We start from the raw sequence: 20,110 nt of genomic DNA on the forward strand, positions 1-20,110 counted from the left end.
TTAGCCTCTGCGCCACGTGTGGTATTTTTCTAGCAAGTTAAGTACTTTTTCAGGAGCATGGTTACGTTTCCACTCACCCGCTGCGAATTTATTGCCTTCAGCCCATGTAGGGTAGCTGTGAATTGTACCTAATATTTTATTAAGTCCTAAGCCATGTTTCATGGCTAATACAAACTCAGCAATTAAATCACCCGCGTGTTCAGATACTACCGTTACACCCAATATTTTGTCTTTACCTTTTGGCGTAATGACTTTAATAAAGCCTTTAGTTGCACTGTCGGTAATTGCACGGTCTAGCTCTTCAAACTCAAAACGGGTAATTTCAAAGTCGATGCCTTTATCTATAGCGTCTTGTTCGTTTAAGCCAACACGTGCTACTTCTGGGTCAATAAAAGTAGTCCATGGAATAACACGGTAATCTACTTTAAACTTTTTAAGATGACCAAATAAACCATTTACTGCTGCGTACCAACCTTGGTGAGCTGCAACATGAGTAAATTGGTATGGACCAACAATATCACCAGCGGCAAAAATGTTAGGGTAAAGTGTTTCTAAGTATTCGTTGGTAACAACGGTACGATTGGTTTCTATGCCCAGCTCTTCAAGGCCATAACCTTTAAGGCGAGCACTACGACCAACGGCACATAACAATTCGTCGTATTCAATCTCAACTTCTTCGTCTTTACCATTATCTTGGCTAAGGCGTTTAACAATAATGAATTTTTTACCATCACGAGCTTCACAGCGTAATGCTTGGTGTGAGGTTAAAATATTAACACCACTTTCAGTTAGTGCTTGGTGTGCAAAGGTCGACACTTCAAGATCTTCTTTGATCATGATGCGCTCAGCCATTTCAATTTGTGTCACACTTGAACCCAAACGAGAAAAGCTTTGTGCTAACTCACTACCAATTGGGCCACCACCAAGAACAACTAGCTTTTTAGGTGCTTCGTCCAACTCAGCAAATTTGCTCCATAAAGTATCACTCGTTACATAACCTGTTTCTTCAATACCCGGAAGAGGTGGAACAAATGGACGTGCGCCAGTGGCGATAACAATGGTACGAGCCGTTAACGTTTGTGTGCCACCGTCGTTAAGTTTGATCTCAACTGTCCACGGGTCGATTAACTTACCATAGCCTTTTACAACTTCTACACCTAAGTCAGTGTAACGTTCTACGCTGTCATGCGGGGCTATATCTGCAATGACTTTATGTACACGAGCCATTACTTTTTTGAATGAAAATTGTGGTGTTGCGTTCTCAAGACCGTAGTTTTCGCCGTGGCGAATTTGTTCTGCAATTTTTGCGCTTTTAATAACGGCTTTACTTGGAACACAACCGTAGTTTAAACAGTCGCCACCCATTTCACCGGCTTCAATTAAGGTTACTTTTGCTTTAACCGCTGCTGCGATGTAACTCGTTACTAAGCCGCCAGCGCCAGCGCCAATAACAATCATGTTGCGGTCAAATTTCTTAGGCTTAGTATAATTTTTGTAAACACGACGTTTTTTAAACACGTTTAATATTCCTTTTGCAATCAGTGGGAAAATACCCAATAAAGCGAATGATAAAATAAGGTTAAAGGATAAAATTCCAGACAAGCTATCTATTTGAGCAAGTTGAGTACCGGCGTTAACAAATACAAATGTTCCGGCTAACATACCTATCTGGCTTACCCAGTAAAAAGTCCATGACTTAATCGCGGTAACACCCATTAATAAGTTAATTAAAAAGAATGGGAACACAGGCACTAAACGTAGTGTGAATAAGTAGAATGCACCTTCTTTCTCAACACCTGCGTCAATTGCGCTTAAGCGCTCTGGAAAACGTTGTTTAATGTAATTACGTAATAAATAACGTGATACTAAAAAGGCCAGTGTTGCACCTATGGTCGATGCAAAAGAAACGATTAATAAACCTTCCCCTAAGCCAAACAATGCACCTGCTGCCAGAGTTAAAATTGCAGCGCCCGGTAAAGAAAGCGCCGTCACTAAAACGTACAGTAAGAAGAATCCACCAATAACCAGCAGTGGAGATTGGGCTTTATAGTCGTTGAATTGGTCCATTGAGCCTTTTAGGCCATCAAGGGTAAGTAACTGATGTAAGTCAAAATGAAAGAACAAACCGATAGCGGCGGCTGCAATCAATAATAGGGCTAGCTTTTTAATCATGTATCTCTCTTTAAATTCTTGTTTATATTTCTATCTATATGCGTATTAGAAAGTATGGGTAAGCGTTAATTTGGCGTTAATCGGTAACTCAGGAAACACTAAAGTTGCGCCAAAATAACCACCTTCAAATACAGGACGCCAGTTTTCTTGATTGGTTATGTTATTTACATCTAATCGTAATTTTGTATTAGGGCTAAATGAATAACTGCTGTTTACGCTTAACGTGTGTTGATCTCGGATATTAACCGTCGCCAAAAAGTCCAACGGATAACTCTTAGTATAAAGACCCGAGAAACCCACTTGCCATTTCGCATTAATTGAATAATTTCCGTTAAAGCTAAATGATTGTGGTGGCATGCCTTGTAAAGTGCGATTTGATGCGGCAAAAACAGTGTAACTTGGTGCACCAACGCTTGTGCCATTAACTATGTCAGGGCGTGAATTATCAAAGGCATCTATTACTTGGGCTGAATCTTGTGCACTTGTTGAGTTATCATACGTTGCATGTAAATAACTGTAACCTGCACTTATCCAGTATGGGTAAGAGTCGTAAAATACTTGAGCTTCAAAACCGTTAGTATCGATACCAGAATTACTGCCATCACGGTTACGTAAACTACGTCTTTGATTAAAGATAGTGGCATCTGCATACCAGTCGTTGTCAGCTGGCGCGTACTTTAAACCAAGTTCAAGCAGCTTGTTTCCAGTGGCAAAGTTTTGCTCGCTAATAACATTGTCACCGTTAAGTGCATTACCGCCAGCCATGCTGTTTGATGTCGCGTCGTTGTAGCTTAATACTCTATAAACCGTAAAGTCGTCATTGATTTTGTAATTTGCACTTATTTGAAACGAGTGCAGAACTTCGTTTATGTCATCGCTCGCTGCTACTTGTCCTTGTGGTGCAATAGGGTCTTGGGCATGAACATCGTAAAAGTCGGCACGATAACCAATGTTTATATGCAATTTTTCTGACCAGTATGAGTCATGTTGGATAGCCAAACCAGTTTGCCATGAGGTTGAGTCTGTGGTGTCTGACATATTAAAGTCACCAACACCGTCGTTATCAATATCGTACTGGCCACCAGGGGACACAAATACACCAGGACGAAGTTCCACTAGACGCGCTTGTTGTTCAACCGTCAAAGGAATACGGCGATTTGAAATTGGGCCAGTTAAATCAATCGGTAAGTCTGCTTCGGTGGTAAATTGGCTGTAACCTAATACGTCGTTGTAACGTACGTCAAAGGCCAAAATGGTTTGTTCTTTGTCATTCCATTGATAGGCTAATTCGGTACGATTTTGTGCTGTGTGAGCCGCATCAATAATTTCAACAAAACTGTTTTGCGCAATGCCTTCACGTTCTAAGTGCTGAAAGTACGATGTATTTTTAACGGATAAGCTATCTGAAAGCTCTCGTTTATAAATACTGTGAATTAAATAGGTACTGGCATCGTTTAGGTTATCAGGGTCGGTAAGTACATTACTGCGGTCAATAACAACTTGTCCGGTTGGTGAAATGATGGAACCTGCCGCAGGTACTGTGCTGCCATTACTTTGTACACCTTGACCTGTGATATATAAGCCGTCATCAATTAGTGCTTGAGTAGGGCGGTTAATCCCTGCGTTGTCTGTGAATTCAACTTGGTATAATTCAAAGTTGATATCCCAGCTGCTTTTATCGTCCGGTAATATGTTTAATGCGAGAAATAAGCTATCGCTTTTGGTACTAGAAAAGTCATAAAAGCTGCCGTTATCAATATGTTCAGCACTGACTCTAAAGCCAATTTGATTTTTTACAATTGGCGCTGTGTAATCAACCAAAGCACGATATTGATCCCAACGTCCTGCAGATAAACTCACTTTGCCTTTCGTTTCATAGGTTGATGCTTTTTTAGAATGTAAATTTACAAAACCACCATTACGTTGGCTCGAGCCAAACAATACAGTTGGCGCGCCCTTTACTACATCAATTTGTTCAATTGAGTTAAATGACAGGGGGACACCAAAACCATTATTACCGGCTTGACGACGAGTGCCATCTTGAAATAATTCACCGAGTTGTCCGCGAATAGTTGGTAAGCTTGGTGCACCAAAGCCACTAGCAGCATACGTATTAGGGCTCACTGCAAGGACATCTTGTAAAGTCGTAATATTGAGTTGTTCAATTAATTCGCTGGAAATAGGCGTTAACGAACGGGAGATATCTTGTAAAGCCAGGCCGTCACCAAATGGACCGTCTACTTTTGCATCTTTAACCGATAATCCTTGAGATTTAGTCACTTGACCTACCACTTTAATTACTTCGATTGATTCATCATTTACTTTATCTTCTGCACTCACAGTAAACGGTATCTGTAACGCTGCCAATATTGATAGGGTTAAACATGCAAGCTTCAAATTTTTACTCTCTACAATTATTTTATGATTAAGCATAGGTGTTAAGACCTAAACTGGGGTAAATAAATTTCATACCACGGCAGTATATTTTTAAAATGACGATTAGGAAAAATTATTTTGAAATAAAAAAAGTAAAGCTGCGGTCTTAGTCTCCGAATGTTTATTAATTTAATTTTTTTAGGAAGAGTTTATGAGTAACCCAATAGATACAAATGTACAGAATCGTTTGCAATGGTCTTTATTTTCGCTACGTCTTGGCGTGTTTATCGTAATGATAATGTGGACATTGGATAAATTTATGAATCCAGGCCACAGTGCTAAAATCTTTGAGCATTTTTATGGCATAAGCGGTTCAACTGATATGGTTGCGTATGTGTTAGGTGCGCTTCAATTAGTGTTGGTTTTTGCATTTGTTGCTGGTATTCAAAAGAAAATCACTTACGGTGTGATCTTTGTAATGCACGGTTTATCAACTTTATCGTCGTATAACCAGTACATTGATGGTTTTAATAACCTATTGTTCTTTACTGCATGGCCTATGTGGGCAGCATGTTTTGCACTTTACTTGTTACGCGATCAAGACGTTAAGTTCACTGTAAAATAAGCTAGCGTATTCAATTTATGAACACTCATTAGTAATATCTCAAGTGAGCAATTTACATAATTGAAGTTCATTCTTTGTCACCAAAGCCTAATAAAAAAGCCCGTAATGCAAAACATTACGGGCTTTTTTGTGTACTTTTATTTAGTTCATTTGAAACTCAATGAGGTTCTATGAAACGGTCAGATGAAAATCATTAGGTTAGACAAGCTTTTGATACTGTTGATAAATAAGGAAGGTTTAAGGATGATTGATAGGTTTAATATATAAGAAAGATGTTGGCCAGTTTTTTTCTGAGCGTTAAACGTCTTTAGCATCTTCGCTTATAAACTCTTTTACAAAACCCAATAATTGCAGCAAAAATATAAGTAAAAAAGGTAAGGCGCCAATAATGGCAATGCTTCGATTTAATGACTCGTTATTTTGTACCAACAAAACATAGGCGCATAAGCCTAATGCAAATGACCAACCGTATAAGCTCCATGTTTTCGTTTCGTTAGCTCCACTTAACTGACGAATAACTAATATAGCTGAGTCAGCCGAGGTGGCGACAAAAATTAATAGCAATAATAAACTGGCCCAAACGAGTACAGCACCTTGCCATCCTAGTTGCTCAAAAAACACAAATAAGCCTTGGGTATAATCAGTTTTAATTGCCTCTAAAATACCACTTTGGTGTACTGAATCCCAAGCAATAGCTGAGCCTGAAAATACACTAAACCAGACAATAGTGACAAGAGTCGGCACTAAGACCACACCTAAAATATATTGCCACACCGGACGGCCTTGGCTAATTTTTGCTAAAAATACGCCAACAAATGGCCCCCACGCTAACCACCAAAAATAATAATTATAAGTCCAACCATTGGCCCATTCAGGATCGTTAAGTTGATTAGCAAAGTGCCAAGTACCATTGGTGATCAATTGTATGTAATCCCAAGTTCCACCAACTGCAGTGTCAATAATAGGTTGGATAGGCACAAACATTAATAACCAAATAATCAAAGTAAATGCGATATAAACGTTCAATTTGCTAAGCGCTTGAATTCCTTTTTTAAGACCAAATTTGGCTGATAAAGTATATAAAATCACAATCAAACCAATAATGATAAAACCTGAGAACAAAGCTGATCCAACATTCAGTTTAATTTCTAAACCTTTACGGAGTAATAACGTCGAGTTGGCTATGGTGCCAACAACGCCAAAAAAGATGGCAAAAATAGCTACTAATTTAATAATAAACCGCAACTTGTTTAACCATCTTTCGCTGAGCATACCTCTGCATATGCTGATCACAGGGGCACTAATATCACCGGCTTTACCGCTTTTAGTACTTAACCCACCTAAAACCAAACCAAATACTGCATAGAGTGCCCAAGCATGCGCTCCCCAATTAACTAACGTTAAAGCTAATCCGCTTGATTGTGGATTGGCGTATAAGTCTGCTTTTAAAGGTGAACTAATAGTATGTAATGCGGGCTCGGCAATCCCCCAGAAGATAAGCCCTGACCCCATACCCGCAGCAAATAACATGGACAGCCAGCCAAATAATTTGAATTCTATAATCGCCTGTTCACCACCCATTTTGCGTCGGCCGATTGGACTGATAGCAATCACTATTACAGTCAGCAGTAAAATATTAACCAATATGAAAAATGGTGAGCCTAAGGCGGCTAATAACTGATTAACTATCGGTTGTAACTTTTGAGTCAACAAGTCGGGAAACCAAAACGCCACAATCGACAAACTGACACATAAGATCAGTGCTGTTTTCTCGAGGTTAGTGGCTTTATTTAAGGACAAGATAGCGGCCTAATTTCGATTCAATAAATAATTAGCAAAGTAATTTTTTTGGTCAGTAAATTTAGAGTTAACCGAGAAGTCTGTTTTAGCTAATATCTTTGCTAAAACATCGTCGTCATATTTACGTGATATTTCAGTATGAATTTTCTCACCAGCGCGAAAGTGATAGGTTTTTCCTGTGGCTGCTATTTTAACCGATTGCTCTTTGTTACTTAATAAATAACTCTTAGCAATCCCCTCATCTTCATTATATTCAGGGGCGTGGGAAAATGCGTCAAGGTCAAAGTTAGCACCTAGTTCAGTATTCATTCTATGTAATAAATTAATATTAAACGAATGTGTGATACCTGATTCATCGTTATACGCGGGTAACACAATATCTTCAGATTTAATTAAATCAGTTCCCAGTAGTAACTTGTCATTTTTACTTAAATTAGCACCTAACTGATAAAGAAAGTCACTGGCTACAGTGTCTGTCATATTGCCGATATTTGAGCCTAAAAAGAGTACAATTTTTGGATGATGGCTATCCTTCACTGAACCTAACATCTCAAAATAGTCACCATGTTTTGGAACAACTGACACCAGTGGTAAATGATGTTGTAATGATAGCTGTAATTGCTCTAAAGAATTTTGGGATATGTCTACTGGTAAGTAATCAAATTGATAACCTTTATCACTAAGCGCTGCAAGTAACTTACGTGTTTTACTGCCATCACCGGCACCAAGTTCAATTAACTCAAAATACTCATTTTTATCAGCCCGAAAAGAGTCGACTAATTCATCAGTTTGGGTAGTAAATATTTCCATTTCGCAACGGGTTAAATAGTATTCGGGCATGTTCATGATTTCTATAAATAGTTCGTCACCATTTTTGTCATAGAAATATTTAGAAGGTAAGGTCTTTTCAGATTTGCTCAGACCTAGATCTACATTTTCTGCAAATTGTTCAATCATGTTATTTGAGGATCCTTTTATTGGGTACAGCCCATTTATTTGACTAAACGAATGCCAGAAAATTGCCATTGACATTGTGGCTGGAAAAAATTTCGATAACTGGCTCGTGAATGGTTTTCTGAAGTCGCTACGGAAGCGCCTCGCAATACCATTTGATTAACCATAAACTTGCCATTGTATTCACCTACAGCACCTTCACTGATAGCAAAACCTGGATACGGAAGATAGGCTGAAGATGTCCATTCCCACCTTTGTCCCCAGTTAAATTGAGTGGCAGCGATTTCCCACTCAAACTCAGTGGCCAAACGCATTTTTTTCCAAGTAGCAAAAGCATTCGCTTCATAATATGAAACATGGGAAATAATGGCATCTGGCTCAACTAACTTTAAACCGGCTAGTGTGTAGTAATACCATTGGCCATCTAAGTACTGCCAATATAAAGGACTGTTTATTTGATTATTGCATAACCAGGCCCAACCATCGTCTAACCAGTATTGAAAGGTGCTATAACCGCCGCTTTCTATAAACTCAATATATTCCGCGTTAGTCACTAATGACGTTGCTATTTGAAAATTTTGTAAATAAACCTTATGTCGCCCTAGCTCATTGTCAAAACAAAAACCTGAATCCTTATAACCTATTTCATAAACGCCTTCGGAAAAACTAAGCCATTGTTTTTCTTCAGTGCGTACTAGGGGCTGGCTAACGAGATCAAAGTCTGGATGATAAACCGGATGAGTAGGGTTTAACGATAAGGTGTATTTAAGATCAGTTAATAATAACTCTTGATGCTGTTGTTCGTGATTAATACCCAAAATGATAAGCGCTTGGATCTCCTCAGAAATATCATCACTGAGTAAACGCTGAATATGCCCATCTACATAATGTCGGTATTGATACACTTGTTCTACAGTAGGCCTGGTCATTATGCCACGCTGAGCCCTTAGCGCTTTTTCCCCAACAGTTTGATAGTAACTATTGAATAAGAAGCCAAAATGTCGATCAAACACAGCATAATCCGCAACAAATTTTGTCAGGATCATTTCTTCGAAAAACCAAGTGGTATGGGCTAAGTGCCATTTAGGCGGGCTGGTGAAATCAACTGCCTGGGGAATATAGTCTTCTATATTCAGTGGAGAACAGAGGGATTCTGTGTATTTTCGCGTTTTATTATATTGGTTTAATAACATCTACTGCACCTAAATTTTAACCTATAGATAGGCTTAGTTGTTAGTTAGCTTGCTGTAAAACAGCAAGTTAATCAACTAGAACATGCCATATTTGATCCGTTATTGGCTTGCTTTAAGCGCAGAAAAATAAGACTGCCAAGTCTGATGTTCACGACCTGCTGCAGCCAGATAATGACTAACATTATCTGATTTCCCCAACCTAATGCCTTGGTAAATACCCGCTATAATATTACCGATGAAGTCGCCCAACTCAGCTTGACGCTCTGCACGGTATTCTTCTACTGACATAGATTTATAAACTAAATCAGTACCAAAGGCGCTATTTAAATAGTCGGCAAGTTGGTATTGGCTAATTGCTTCACCGTGTAAATTGTAGGTTAGGCCGTTATGTTTATCTTCAGTAAGCATTTTGGCATAAGCGAAGGCTAATTCTGTTCTTGTGGTATAACCACAAAGGCCATCACCTGCACAATTAAAAATACCTCCTGATTTTTTGTAATTGTCTATGTATTCAATATCAGGTTCAATATAGATACCGTTACGCCCAATTACCCAATCTAGACCACTACTACAGACATCTTTTTCAGTTTGGCGGTTACTTTGCACAACTGGCGAAAACGCGGTGTTTTCTTCAGCACCTTGCACGCTGGTATAGACAATCTTTTTAACACCTGCTGATTTTGCAGCCTGAATGACATTCCTATGTTGTTCTATACGTTTATCTGGTGCATCCATCCCCGAGACCAAAAGTAACGTATCGATAGATTGTAAAGACGCTTCCAACATACCTTTATCATTGTAATCACCTGGGCGTATTTCTATTCCCAAGTGTTTGGCTTTCTCTGGCGTACGTGCCAAGCCAATAATGTTCTCTTTTGCTAGTAAGCTTGTAGTTGCTTTAATTATTGCAGAACCTAAGTTTCCACTTGCGGCGGTAATTGCGATTTTCATTATTTATCTACCTTAAACCTATCACTAAAATATGGATTTATTGAGAGGTGTATACCTTCAATATTTCGTTTTTATGCCGCTAATTAATAAATTATTAGGCTGTAACCATGTTTGAACAATATATGACTACCAAGTTCCAATCATAAAAATATAACCTGTTCACGAACGCATTATGTGTTTAGCTAATACACTTATATTTAGATGTGTTAAATTTAATCAATACATGGGATTACCATTTTTAGTTGCAGCGGGGATCTCTTGTATTGAATCCCAGTGTTCTACGATTTTTCCAGCATCATCAAAGCGGAAAAAATCCATAGTCACATATTGATCACCACCTGGCCATGTCTGGTGAGTATGTAACGCTACGAGATCGCCTTCAGCAATAGCTCTAACAAACTCTATAGTTTTCCCAGGATAATCTCTATCCATCTCACTGAAGTAATCAATAAAGGCCTGCTTACCATCAGCCACAACGGGATTGTGCTGTATGTATTCTTCACCTACATACATATCCACCGCTTTGCTAGGTTCGCCTAAGTAGGCTGTTTTGTAAAAGGCGATGGCATTTTCTTTGTTGCGTTTTAAATCAGGAGTCATAGAAAGCCCTAAAAAATAAGTACATCATGTTTCGAATGATAACGATTTACAATAGACGATATTAACTATTTTAGTTTTATTTAACGGTGATTGAGCTTTTTTGAGTTTATAGAGAATTAGATTAAACATCTCAACCATTAATATTCCGCCTTATAAAATGGTGAACAAAATTTAGGGGCAAATCAATTTGTTAAAACTCATGGGTGCCGACGAAACGACTAAATTTTGTCTCTCTATCTTGTCAGCCGCATATACCAAGATTGGTTATAATGAAGGTACCTTGCTAAATTTGAGCTTAAAAGTAAAAAGAACAATAATATTTAGAATTACAAAATCACAGTCAGCATATTTATCACTAACAATTTTCAGCTAAAAAGCGTACTAACAGCAAGGTCAAATTTTCGCGCCGCGATTTATTCGGCCAAACGGCATAATAGCCTAAAGATTTAAGTTTCCATTCTGGTAATACATGCACCAAATCACCATTTTTAATATCGTCGGCAACAATATGCTCTGGTAAATAAGCTAAGCCCATATGTTTTTTGACAAAGCTAGACAAAGCGTCAGCGCTATTCACACTAAAGCGAGTGTTTTCTGTGATAGATACTTTTTCGCCAGTCGGAGATTCAAACTCTACAGAACTAGAACGAATATCAAAGCGTATCCAGTCCCAACTTAATAAATCTGATGGGTGAGTTGGTGTAACTTTGCTTGCTAGATACTTGTTACTAGCGACTAATAAACGTCTTCCATCATAAAGTTTACGGGACATCATAGTACTATCTTGTAACCAACCCACGCGAATACTCATGTCGATGCCTTCATTCAAAATGTCGACTATGTGATCAGTGAACATCAAAGATAGGGTGACTTTAGGGTATTGTTTAGCAAATTCAGCAATGGCTGTTGAAATCGTTGAGTAGGTAAGAAAAGCAGGAAGAGATATTCGCAAAGTCCCAATGTGCTGTTGTGAAAGTGCATTCAGCTCATTTAAACCAGCCTCTGCATTTTTTAGCATTTCTAAAGCATGAGTATAAAACTTGGCTCCTTCGCTAGTCAGTACTAGTTTTCGGGTTGACCTGTATAGCAAGGTTACACCTAAATACTGCTCTAGATCTGCGACTGTTTGACTAGTTCTTGATGGTGCTAAATTCAAAGTTTTAGCTGCTCGACGAAAAGATCCTTCATCTACTACTCTGGCAAAAATGGCCATGTGCTTTAAGTGATTTATCATTGTTCTGTTTTTCAGAATTATAAAATCAAATTATTGCATATATTCAGGGTAATCAGAAAGGAATAAGATCGTTTCGAGTTTAATAAAACAGCATTGAAAATGAATTTCCCATTTTTAATGGATGAAAACATTAAAGGATAAACGATGAAATATATTCCAAAAACATTAGCAATTAGCATTGCGGTTGCTTTAGCAGCTCCAATGATAGCTCAAGCCGATGGTTTTTATGGCACAGGTCAATTGGGTAGCAGTCAACAAATAAATGGCTCTCAAGCCTATGGTAACAATATTGCGAAAGATACTGATTTCCCAGCTGAGTTTGATGTGAATTCCGGCACAGTAGGAAGTATCGGAATAGGTTATATAATCAATAGACAATTCCGCGTTGAAGGCCGTATAGGTTATCGAGAAAGTAGCTTTGATCAACAAAGGTTTGGTACAGGAGCTCGCACAGATGAAGAATATATCTTGGATGGTGAAATCGAAAGTTTCACTTATACAATAGAAGGCTTTTATGACTTCGCTAATGACTCAGTTTTCACTCCTTATATTAAAGCGGGTATAGGGATTGCTGATAATAGTTATTCGGCCAAATTAGGAGGGGCTGGCGTAGCCGCATTTGACCCCTTTGATGGATCTGCTGATGGTTTTTACGACGGTTACGCCGACGACAAATCAACTGAACTTTCTTGGAATCTAGGTTTCGGTGTTAATTACCAATTAACTGAAATTGCAGCCGTTTACGCTGAATATCAGTACACCTATTTAGGTGATGTCATGACTGGACAAGATTTATTTACAGATGGTTTTATGATCGATGATCTAGCAGCCAATGAACTATCAATCGGTCTTCGAATTAACTTTTAACTAGGAAAAAATAATGAAATCAATCAATAAACTAATACTAAGTCTAGCTATGTTAACTTCGCCAATATTTGCCTTTGCTGAAGTAATTGAAGTCGCAAGTTTTAATCTTAATAAAGATGTGACTTATCAAGAATTTTCGGTAATTGATAAGACCGTAGAAAAAGAACATGTAAGTAAACAACCTGGCTTTATTTCGAGAGAAACAGCTAAAGGTGAAAAGGGCGAATGGCTAGTTGTAGTTCATTGGGAAACATTAAAAGATGCTGATGCCTCAATGAATAGTTTTATGCAAGCGAAAGCAGCAAGCACGTTTATGTCAAAAATTGATACATCCAGTATGATTATGAAACGTTATACTAAATAATTACAAAGCAAAAAGTTATTTGGGGTAAACGATACTTACCTCAAATAAAACGCTTTTAAATGTTTTCTTCAAAGTACTCTTGTTTTGATTAAAGCTGCTTTCCAATTTTTATGTACGTTTGATTATATAAAAAAACAAAAACCTGCTGAAGCAGGTTTTTTTATTTTAAGAGGCTTGTATTGTGAACCAACAATTAAATGGCCAGCGCAATTAAATTTGTGGATGAAAGAGCAAGAGTTAGAGTTAGAGTCGGGCGTTGTGTTATTGATGCCACAACAACTGAAGTAATAAACGCTAGATAAGGTTATGAAAATAGTTTTTATAACCTGTGTGACTCCATTTATATTGAGTTTTAGGCCAGTGGTTTCGTTACTGTTTTTTAAGTCATGAAACAACTAAGCCACTTAGAATATAAGTGGCTTAGTTTATTGAGCTAATGCTAATGCTAATACTAACGCTGGTTAGCGTTTAGAGCTTTTTAACAAGCTTATAAAACTTGGATTATTTGCTCTTTCGCTAAACGCGACTTAGGTAACTTAGCGTTATAATCTTCAGCGTCATCATGGTAGCCAAGCACTAATGCTACGTCACAGATGTAACCGTCTAATTCTTTTTCAAAAATTTCACCAATAAGTTCAGCATCTACGCCTTCCATTGGGGTTGAGTCAATACCTAAACGCGCTGCTGCATGCATGGTGTTACCTAAAGCAATGTAGGTTTGTGCTTTAGTCCATGTTGCATTGTTGCCTTGCTCATCTGTATTCATATCAACAAAAGCAAAAGCGCCAAACGCTTGCTCACGGTTCTCAGCTTGAGTGCGACCATTTTTAATATCGGCATCAATGACTTTTGCGTAATCATCGCGAGTATATTCAGGGTTGTAAGCAAATAAAATAACGTGCGAGGCTGTTTTAATGTGTGGCTGATTAAACTGAAACTTATTAGCAAAAGTATTATGCATACGTTCTTTAGCTTCATCAGACTCAATAACAATAAACTTCCAAGGTTGTGAGTTAATTGATGAAGGAGAAAGACGCATAGCTTCAAAAACTACGTCTAGGTCATCTTGAGGAATACGCTTGGTGGTATAGCGTTTAGTAGTATAACGTTTTTCTAAATCACTAATGATTGGGTGAGTCGTGTTTTGTTGAGTCATGGGTTTCTCCGTTAGGTGGCCTGTTTTGCCGATGTTTACTATGTTGAGGCTTTGTTATTAAAAACAAAGCCCGTGTAACAATTAATTACTTATTTGCTGAGCCATTGGCGAGTAACTTCATCTAATACCTGTCGCTCTTTACTAACTTTGTAATCAAGCGCGGCAATTATGTCGTTTGAAAAATGTAGCTTATCAAGTGTTTCTAATTGTGTTTGACTAAAAAGTGCTTGTTTATCTTCTCTTAATAATAAAACCGCTCTATCAACGTTACCGAGTAAACCTTTAGGGTCTGCAAGTTCACGTATATTATGTTTATGGTGTAAAAATTGCGGCTTCCAAAGTGGTACTACGCACCATGTGTTTGTCGTGATTGCATCTTCAAAAGCGCTAAAACAATCTTCTTCTGTGCCCGTGAAAAACTCATAACCTGCTTGGGTTAATCCGTACTCTTTCATCATGTTGATAGAGAAACGAGTAATGCCAGCACCGGCATTAATGCCCTGAATAGATTTTTGCATTTTTGCGATTACGTCAGGTTTAAGTAAGTCGCTAATTTGGCTTACGATTTGCTCTGGTATGTAATCTGGCACGCCCCAATGAGCATAAGGTTGATAATGTAAACCAAGCTCCATAAGTGGCATAACTTGCTCTACATCTGCTTTATAAATACCGTGGCTTGAAGGCAGCCACGCAGAAGCGAGTAGATCTATCTCACCTGATTTTAAATTTTTAAAGTTGTCTTGATGCGGCGCGTAAATACGCTCAACGCTAAAGCCCATATCAGTTAAAACATGGCTGACAATTGAAGCGGTAACTCGATGAAATGATAAGTCGGTTACACCTAATTTTAGATGTGGCTTATTCATAGTGTGTTACTCCATTTGATAGAGCAACCCATGCTTGGTATTTGCTCTTTTGGACCTTGGCCTGTTGTGGCTATTTGGCGCATTGCATTGATGAGTTCTGGCGAACGGTTAGTAGCATCATTCATTTTTGTATCGTCTAACCTGCCGCGATATTGCAGTTGCCCATGCTTATTAAAACCAAAAAAATCAGGTGTACATACCGCGCCATAGGCTTTGCCTACGCGCAGGTCTTCATCAACCAAATACGGGAATAAAAAACCATGTTGTTTAGCAAATTTTTCCATATTGGCCGGAGAGTCTTCTGCAACATATCGATAGTCGTTTGACATAATCGCTAATACATTAATGCCTTCACTGATAAGTAGCGCCGTGTCTTGGCTCAAACGTTCGGCTATGCGTTGTACGTAAGGGCAGTGGTTGCAAATAAACATAATAAGTAAGCCATTTTCGCCAAGGTTATCGGCTAATGAAAACGACTCTCCTAATGGATTTTTTAATGTGAAGTTAGGGGCTTTCCAGCCAAAATCGCAAATGGGAGTATCTAATAACATATGTTAACTCCTAGCAGGCCAGCGTTGATGCCTGGCCTGGTTAAATTTTCTATTTAAATTCTGGTTAGAATCTATTTAAGTTATTGCTAAAAAATTTACTGTTTAAAGCGAAAGCGCGTTAATACGTAAGGCGGTTTAGCATTACCAAGACCTTGGCTGAACGCCGGGTGTTGATGAAGTTGGTCTTGTGTTACATAAATCCAACCTTCGCTAACGGCTAAGCTGTCTGGCCATGATAATTTTTTATCTTGCACGATGATTTCGTAGTGGCCTTTAGTCGTTAAGCCGATGGCGTTGTTTTCAAGATCAGTGACTAAAATGCCACCGCCGGGGGCGTAGGTCATGCCATCGCTTGGATTTTTAGGGCCAAATATTTCAATGTTTTTTTCTTTTTTACTATTGGAGTAACTGCTATTAGCCAATGTTTTTGCTGGAATACGGTAAACCTTGGTGCCAGTAAATGAGCCAAAGTAAACCCACTCGTTATCGTCATCAATCGTTATTGGGTTTAAACCAAAGCGAAGATTAGTGGTTTTTCCTTCAGGTGATTTAGATGCGACAGGTGACGCTTCAATAACAAGGTCACGCTCTTCAGGCATTAGCGTTGCGCTGCCTTCAAGTACGCGAGTAGAGTCGCCCGTTTTTAAATCAACAACAATAAAGGCTGGCTTGGTTGCACCCATAAAATTACCGAACGACATATCAGCAATGTAAATTTTGTTATTAAGCTCATCAATGACAAAGTCTTGTAAGAATGAGTTAGCAAGTACCGCTGATTTACTTAACGTTATGGTATTTACTAAGCTGTTATTTACGCTATTCCAGGCAATAAGTTTAGGCGCTACCTTTTCACTGCCCATGTCTAAGATCCACACAACGCCTTTACTATCGCTATGTATGCCAATGACTGCAGCCAGACCTACTTCGCCAATTTCTGGACCGTCTGCCCAATCGGTTGTTGGAAATGGTTGTTGCGCACCATTAGCCATAATTTCAACAACGCGTGTTTTAGGGTTATCTAACGGGTGCATACTCACTAACATTCTGCCTGCTGGTGTAATAGTAATACCTGCACCACGGTACTCAGTAAAAGTTGTTACTGTTTCAAGTGGACCAACTTCTGCTGCGTTAAGATTTGTAAGGGCGCTTGCTACTAGTGATAGTGTGGCTATGGCTAAAGTGCTTTTTAACTGTTTCATAATTTGTTACTCGCTGTATTTATCTAAATTGTGAATAAGGCCGCACAGATCTTATGTTCATTTATGAACAGCCTTATTGTTTGCTTGAATGAATAATAGGCGGGTATTGAAATGTAATAAACAGTGTAATAATTGAATCTTTATCAAATATTTATAGATAATAAAAATATGCAATAAAAAAACACCAATATAAATTGGTGTTTTTAGTTAGCAGACAATCTGTTGTTAACTGATAGCGGTCAGCTCACTAGCATTCATCGAAACAATACAGCCATCAACTTCTGCTAAGTAGTTTTTAAAATTCTGCGCATCTACATGCTGTTGCCATAATTCATAACTTTGCCAGTTTTCATAAAACACAAAATGAGCATCATCTTGGTTATTCTGATGCAAGGTGTAAGTAACACATTCAGGCTCTTTGTGCGTCTGTTCAATAAGTAACAAAAGTGCACTTTTGACAGGGGCGATTCTATCGCTGTTAGCAAAAATTTAGCTGCGGTAGTTCAACATTAATCAGTGTCTGAAGCTGGACGTGATTGTGTAACCTATTACTTTCTAGATGGTGGAGTTAGTTTACGTTTTACACTCATTTAGATAAACAACATAATCATTGAAGAATTATCAAAAAGTAATAGATAATCTTAATGTTGATTTATGCTTTTAATGCTGCAGGGAGTATATTTTTTGTTATTAGCTTCAATTAGATCTAACCGAAGTGGATTTATAAAAATGTTGTTAGAAGACCTACAGGTAATATTAAAAGTATTACCGCCGATGCTTCAAATCTCGATATGCGAACGGCCACTGCGGCAGTTAAAAGGGCAGAAAATCGCTTGGGCTAGATCTATTTATTTGTACCACTCGTCATTTTCGTTTGTCAGCTGAGGGAACGCTATACCCATTTAAAAAAGCCCGTAGACAATAAAATCTGCGGGCTTTTCTGTTTTCAGCTTATGGGGCTGAGGTATCTACATAGTCAAATTCGACTACATCATGCCGCCCACCTACAACTTAACCAACTGATATTTAAATAAAAATAAAATTCATGAAGAGGGATACCACCCCCTACCAATTAAGGGGCTTAATTAAACAGTTACAATTTGATGAAATAATATGCTTCTTAAACATTCCACCCTGTATCATCATTATTTCAACACAGAGTGTAAAATTGTTACTACTCATTGTGTGGATAGTCACCTAAGAACTTCATCAGATACTAAAAGCCTTCTAGAGGACGGCTCTTAGCCAGAAGCTGACATTAACACTTGTAAAATCATAAACATATTAGGGGAAATTTGAATCAGAAATCACTATAGGTTAAAGGGGAGGGGGTAAACTCAAGCAGACGATTGAAATCGTTCGTTTTAAAACAAAGTCAGAATTTTAAGTTTAAGTCGCTTTTTGTCTTTAACCGGTTATAAACTATAAGTTAGTGGTCCAAATGGTTCATCCGCCACATATCAATTAACAGGAAATTAAAGCTTTAAGCGTACATTATATTTAATAAGCTTAACCGATAGCTTAGCTTTGTCATTATTTTTAACCTTTCTTATTACGACTAACTAAAAACTTAAGGCCTGTAATTAGTTTCATTACCAATAAAGCTAACCCTAAAGGAATACCAATTAAGATAAACTCTTTAACAAAAGGTAAAACATACATCAATATAGTTGATATATTTCGTTGCCCATCACCTCCACCACTATGGGAATAACCTTGTTGATTAATCTGCTCAGCCCATTGTGTTTGCTCTAAAGTTACCAGTAAAACACTGACCACTATTGAAACGAGTAGTACGGTAAAGGTGCGAGACTGCCAACTATTTTTTAGGTATTTCATACTTGAACCTTTTTTTTCAACATTTGCTTGCTTAATTTAACAATCCACGACCAGTAAAGAGCTAGATGCACACCTAACATTGGCATGATCAACGTAGCTGAATCATGATGTATTTTTGACCAAAAACCTTGTATGTTAAGGTCTATATTTAATGCTGGTAACAATGCAACAGAAACTAAAAATCCGCTAACAAAAACTGTCAACATCAATAAATATAATAAATAATTCCAGATAATACTAAAGCGTTCCTTTCCCTGTATTCGAGTAAATAAACGCAAAAAACTTTTTTTAATCCAATCCCAATGTAGCAACAAATGAATAACCAACGGCACAACAAAAAACAGACTTAACCACTCATGAGCAGCAATACCTGTAGATTGAGGGGCTGATATCAACATAAAGCTGAACAGTAACAATACATCCATCACATAACGTGTTTTATGTAAGTTTTCTTTCCAATCTGACATGGTTTCTTTCTCATTTTTTAAACAATACTAAACATAGCTAAGAACAAAAAAATAATTAGTCATTCCAATATGGGCTAGCATACAAATTTGATTTATTATATTGGCAATTTTTGTTCAAATACGCTTTTAACTGCTTAACAATACTTGTTGCACCAGCAATAAAAATCGCGGTATTCCTTAGATCTTTTGGTTGTGCTTTTAATGATTCTAAAAATCTATCGGTTAGCTTATCTTTTGTAACTACCCATTGCACATCAACCCCCTTTGGCGCATCTAAAAGCTGAATATCTGCTTCATTGGGAACTTGAATACAGGCGCTACCCACAGCACTTGCCGGTAATTGCTCAAGTGTTGACGCAATAGCTGGTAAAGCCGTTAAGTCACCGATAAAAATATGATGCTCTGCATTTAAGTTAGTATGTTTAATTTTGCTGCCAGGCCCTGCAATACCAATATAATCACCTTCTTTAGCTTTAGCAGCCCAATTACTTGCAAGACCTTCATGGTCATTAATCGCAAAATCTAAAGTAAGCTGTAATTCTTTTTGATCAAATTTACGTACGGTATAAGTACGCATCCACTTTTTAAATCCGAAGTAAATCCCTAACATTGGCTTATTATCTATCGCGTCAGGTTTTGGAAAAATAACTTTAACATGGGCGCTCTCTCTGTCTTGTGGAAAGTCAGTTAACGACTCACCAGTAACTGTAATACGCCTCATATGTGGAGACAAATCTTCAATCGATATAACTTGAGTCATTCGCATTTTTGGGCCCATCATGTTGTTCTCCTGTATTTAATTATGAGTGCAACCTATGAATCGACATAACATAGTTGATAAAGTCATCTACACTAACAAGGTGGATGATAATGTCAACCATATTATTAGGCATATA

At 37.9% G+C, this 20,110-nt stretch carries 20 protein-coding genes; 4 read left to right on the forward strand and 16 right to left on the reverse strand.

The features are described from left to right. The gene (locus BTO11_RS04380) at nucleotides 1-2,172 is read right to left on the reverse strand and encodes an FAD-dependent oxidoreductase (protein WP_105051444.1); all 2,172 of its coding nucleotides are present in this window, start codon (nucleotides 2,170-2,172) and stop codon (nucleotides 1-3) included. 45 nt (nucleotides 2,173-2,217) lie between these two features. After that, complete coding sequence (locus BTO11_RS04385) at nucleotides 2,218-4,569, reverse strand: TonB-dependent receptor (protein WP_229793398.1); 2,352 nt, start codon at nucleotides 4,567-4,569, stop codon at nucleotides 2,218-2,220. A 190-nt stretch (nucleotides 4,570-4,759) separates the two neighbouring features. Here BTO11_RS04385 and BTO11_RS04390 point away from each other — a divergent pair, with 190 nt between their 5' ends. Continuing rightward, complete coding sequence (locus BTO11_RS04390) at nucleotides 4,760-5,173, forward strand: hypothetical protein (RefSeq protein WP_105051446.1); 414 nt, start codon at nucleotides 4,760-4,762, stop codon at nucleotides 5,171-5,173. A gap of 297 nt (nucleotides 5,174-5,470) precedes the next feature. Here the strand turns inward: BTO11_RS04390 and BTO11_RS04395 are convergent, their stop codons facing one another. The 6 genes from BTO11_RS04395 to BTO11_RS04420 all read right to left on the reverse strand — a co-directional run bounded on the left by BTO11_RS04395 (nucleotide 5,471) and on the right by BTO11_RS04420 (nucleotide 11,905). Then, entirely contained in the window at nucleotides 5,471-6,973 is a 1,503-nt protein-coding gene (locus BTO11_RS04395; RefSeq protein ID WP_105051447.1) for a BCCT family transporter, read from the reverse strand. Nucleotides 6,974-6,982: 9 nt separating this feature from the next. Continuing rightward, nucleotides 6,983-7,930 carry an L-histidine N(alpha)-methyltransferase gene (locus BTO11_RS04400; protein ID WP_105051448.1) on the reverse strand — a complete coding sequence of 316 codons (948 nt, stop codon included), beginning with the start codon at nucleotides 7,928-7,930 and terminating at the stop codon, nucleotides 6,983-6,985. A gap of 35 nt (nucleotides 7,931-7,965) precedes the next feature. Continuing rightward, nucleotides 7,966-9,120 (reverse strand): ergothioneine biosynthesis protein EgtB, encoded by a 1,155-nt coding sequence (gene egtB, locus BTO11_RS04405; RefSeq protein ID WP_105051449.1) that lies wholly within the window; start codon nucleotides 9,118-9,120, stop codon nucleotides 7,966-7,968. A gap of 99 nt (nucleotides 9,121-9,219) precedes the next feature. Next, nucleotides 9,220-10,071: an SDR family oxidoreductase gene (locus tag BTO11_RS04410; RefSeq protein ID WP_105051450.1), complete on the reverse strand. Its 852-nt coding sequence runs from the start codon at nucleotides 10,069-10,071 to the stop codon at nucleotides 9,220-9,222. Nucleotides 10,072-10,287: 216 nt separating this feature from the next. Then, nucleotides 10,288-10,671 (reverse strand): nuclear transport factor 2 family protein, encoded by a 384-nt coding sequence (locus BTO11_RS04415; RefSeq protein WP_105051451.1) that lies wholly within the window; start codon nucleotides 10,669-10,671, stop codon nucleotides 10,288-10,290. A gap of 355 nt (nucleotides 10,672-11,026) precedes the next feature. Further along, a complete protein-coding gene (locus BTO11_RS04420; protein ID WP_105051452.1) occupies nucleotides 11,027-11,905 on the reverse strand; it encodes a LysR family transcriptional regulator in 879 nt (292 codons plus the stop codon). 144 nt (nucleotides 11,906-12,049) lie between these two features. Here BTO11_RS04420 and BTO11_RS04425 point away from each other — a divergent pair, with 144 nt between their 5' ends. The 3 genes from BTO11_RS04425 to BTO11_RS04435 all read left to right on the forward strand — a co-directional run bounded on the left by BTO11_RS04425 (nucleotide 12,050) and on the right by BTO11_RS04435 (nucleotide 13,424). Further along, nucleotides 12,050-12,772, forward strand: coding sequence for an outer membrane protein (locus BTO11_RS04425; RefSeq protein ID WP_105051453.1), 723 nt, complete (start codon nucleotides 12,050-12,052; stop codon nucleotides 12,770-12,772). A gap of 13 nt (nucleotides 12,773-12,785) precedes the next feature. After that, on the forward strand, nucleotides 12,786-13,136 hold the full coding sequence (locus BTO11_RS04430) for an antibiotic biosynthesis monooxygenase family protein (RefSeq protein ID WP_105051454.1): 351 nt from the start codon (nucleotides 12,786-12,788) through the stop codon (nucleotides 13,134-13,136). 84 nt (nucleotides 13,137-13,220) lie between these two features. Then, nucleotides 13,221-13,424, forward strand: coding sequence for a hypothetical protein (locus BTO11_RS04435; protein ID WP_105051455.1), 204 nt, complete (start codon nucleotides 13,221-13,223; stop codon nucleotides 13,422-13,424). Nucleotides 13,425-13,623: 199 nt separating this feature from the next. On the opposite strand, the gene BTO11_RS04440 is transcribed toward BTO11_RS04435, so the two are convergent. From BTO11_RS04440 to BTO11_RS04480, 8 genes are all read right to left on the reverse strand, one after another. Continuing rightward, the gene (locus tag BTO11_RS04440) at nucleotides 13,624-14,292 is read right to left on the reverse strand and encodes a nitroreductase family protein (RefSeq protein WP_105051456.1); all 669 of its coding nucleotides are present in this window, start codon (nucleotides 14,290-14,292) and stop codon (nucleotides 13,624-13,626) included. Between the two features lie 89 nt (nucleotides 14,293-14,381). Next, nucleotides 14,382-15,158, reverse strand: a complete 777-nt coding sequence (locus BTO11_RS04445; protein ID WP_105051457.1) for a glycine betaine ABC transporter substrate-binding protein — start codon at nucleotides 15,156-15,158, stop codon at nucleotides 14,382-14,384. Then, nucleotides 15,155-15,709, reverse strand: coding sequence for a thioredoxin family protein (locus BTO11_RS04450; protein WP_105051458.1), 555 nt, complete (start codon nucleotides 15,707-15,709; stop codon nucleotides 15,155-15,157). The genes BTO11_RS04445 and BTO11_RS04450 overlap by 4 nt, the downstream gene beginning before the upstream one ends. 95 nt (nucleotides 15,710-15,804) lie before the next feature. After that, nucleotides 15,805-16,908 (reverse strand): L-dopachrome tautomerase-related protein, encoded by a 1,104-nt coding sequence (locus BTO11_RS04455; RefSeq protein WP_105051459.1) that lies wholly within the window; start codon nucleotides 16,906-16,908, stop codon nucleotides 15,805-15,807. A 225-nt stretch (nucleotides 16,909-17,133) separates the two neighbouring features. Next, nucleotides 17,134-17,352 (reverse strand): putative quinol monooxygenase, encoded by a 219-nt coding sequence (locus BTO11_RS04460; RefSeq protein WP_229793397.1) that lies wholly within the window; start codon nucleotides 17,350-17,352, stop codon nucleotides 17,134-17,136. A gap of 1,095 nt (nucleotides 17,353-18,447) precedes the next feature. After that, nucleotides 18,448-18,747: a hypothetical protein gene (locus BTO11_RS04470; RefSeq protein ID WP_105051461.1), complete on the reverse strand. Its 300-nt coding sequence runs from the start codon at nucleotides 18,745-18,747 to the stop codon at nucleotides 18,448-18,450. Continuing rightward, complete coding sequence (locus tag BTO11_RS04475) at nucleotides 18,744-19,214, reverse strand: DUF4405 domain-containing protein (RefSeq protein ID WP_105051462.1); 471 nt, start codon at nucleotides 19,212-19,214, stop codon at nucleotides 18,744-18,746. The genes BTO11_RS04470 and BTO11_RS04475 overlap by 4 nt, the downstream gene beginning before the upstream one ends. 55 nt (nucleotides 19,215-19,269) lie before the next feature. Beyond that, a complete protein-coding gene (locus BTO11_RS04480) occupies nucleotides 19,270-19,995 on the reverse strand; it encodes a siderophore-interacting protein (RefSeq protein WP_105051463.1) in 726 nt (241 codons plus the stop codon). Nucleotides 19,996-20,110: the final 115 nt, after the last annotated feature.

It is taken from the genome of Psychrosphaera saromensis (assembly GCF_002954545.1).
In the GTDB taxonomy this organism is placed as follows: Bacteria; Pseudomonadota; Gammaproteobacteria; order Enterobacterales; family Alteromonadaceae; genus Psychrosphaera; species Psychrosphaera saromensis.

What these genes read in the sequence shown, in the direction of transcription:
- BTO11_RS04440 (WP_105051456.1), bottom strand. Translation starts at nt 14,292, where the DNA reads ATGACTCAACAAAACACGACTCACCCAATCATTAGTGATTTAGAAAAA.
- BTO11_RS04445 (WP_105051457.1), bottom strand. Translation starts at nt 15,158, where the DNA reads ATGAATAAGCCACATCTAAAATTAGGTGTAACCGACTTATCATTTCAT.
- BTO11_RS04470 (WP_105051461.1), bottom strand. Translation starts at nt 18,747, where the DNA reads ATGAAATACCTAAAAAATAGTTGGCAGTCTCGCACCTTTACCGTACTA.
- egtB (WP_105051449.1), bottom strand. Translation starts at nt 9,120, where the DNA reads ATGTTATTAAACCAATATAATAAAACGCGAAAATACACAGAATCCCTC.
- BTO11_RS04415 (WP_105051451.1), bottom strand. Translation starts at nt 10,671, where the DNA reads ATGACTCCTGATTTAAAACGCAACAAAGAAAATGCCATCGCCTTTTAC.
- BTO11_RS04390 (WP_105051446.1), top strand. Translation starts at nt 4,760, where the DNA reads ATGAGTAACCCAATAGATACAAATGTACAGAATCGTTTGCAATGGTCT.
- BTO11_RS04425 (WP_105051453.1), top strand. Translation starts at nt 12,050, where the DNA reads ATGAAATATATTCCAAAAACATTAGCAATTAGCATTGCGGTTGCTTTA.
- BTO11_RS04450 (WP_105051458.1), bottom strand. Translation starts at nt 15,709, where the DNA reads ATGTTATTAGATACTCCCATTTGCGATTTTGGCTGGAAAGCCCCTAAC.
- BTO11_RS04430 (WP_105051454.1), top strand. Translation starts at nt 12,786, where the DNA reads ATGAAATCAATCAATAAACTAATACTAAGTCTAGCTATGTTAACTTCG.
- BTO11_RS04455 (WP_105051459.1), bottom strand. Translation starts at nt 16,908, where the DNA reads ATGAAACAGTTAAAAAGCACTTTAGCCATAGCCACACTATCACTAGTA.
- BTO11_RS04410 (WP_105051450.1), bottom strand. Translation starts at nt 10,071, where the DNA reads ATGAAAATCGCAATTACCGCCGCAAGTGGAAACTTAGGTTCTGCAATA.
- BTO11_RS04475 (WP_105051462.1), bottom strand. Translation starts at nt 19,214, where the DNA reads ATGTCAGATTGGAAAGAAAACTTACATAAAACACGTTATGTGATGGAT.
- BTO11_RS04400 (WP_105051448.1), bottom strand. Translation starts at nt 7,930, where the DNA reads ATGATTGAACAATTTGCAGAAAATGTAGATCTAGGTCTGAGCAAATCT.
- BTO11_RS04420 (WP_105051452.1), bottom strand. Translation starts at nt 11,905, where the DNA reads ATGATAAATCACTTAAAGCACATGGCCATTTTTGCCAGAGTAGTAGAT.
- BTO11_RS04380 (WP_105051444.1), bottom strand. Translation starts at nt 2,172, where the DNA reads ATGATTAAAAAGCTAGCCCTATTATTGATTGCAGCCGCCGCTATCGGT.
- BTO11_RS04480 (WP_105051463.1), bottom strand. Translation starts at nt 19,995, where the DNA reads ATGATGGGCCCAAAAATGCGAATGACTCAAGTTATATCGATTGAAGAT.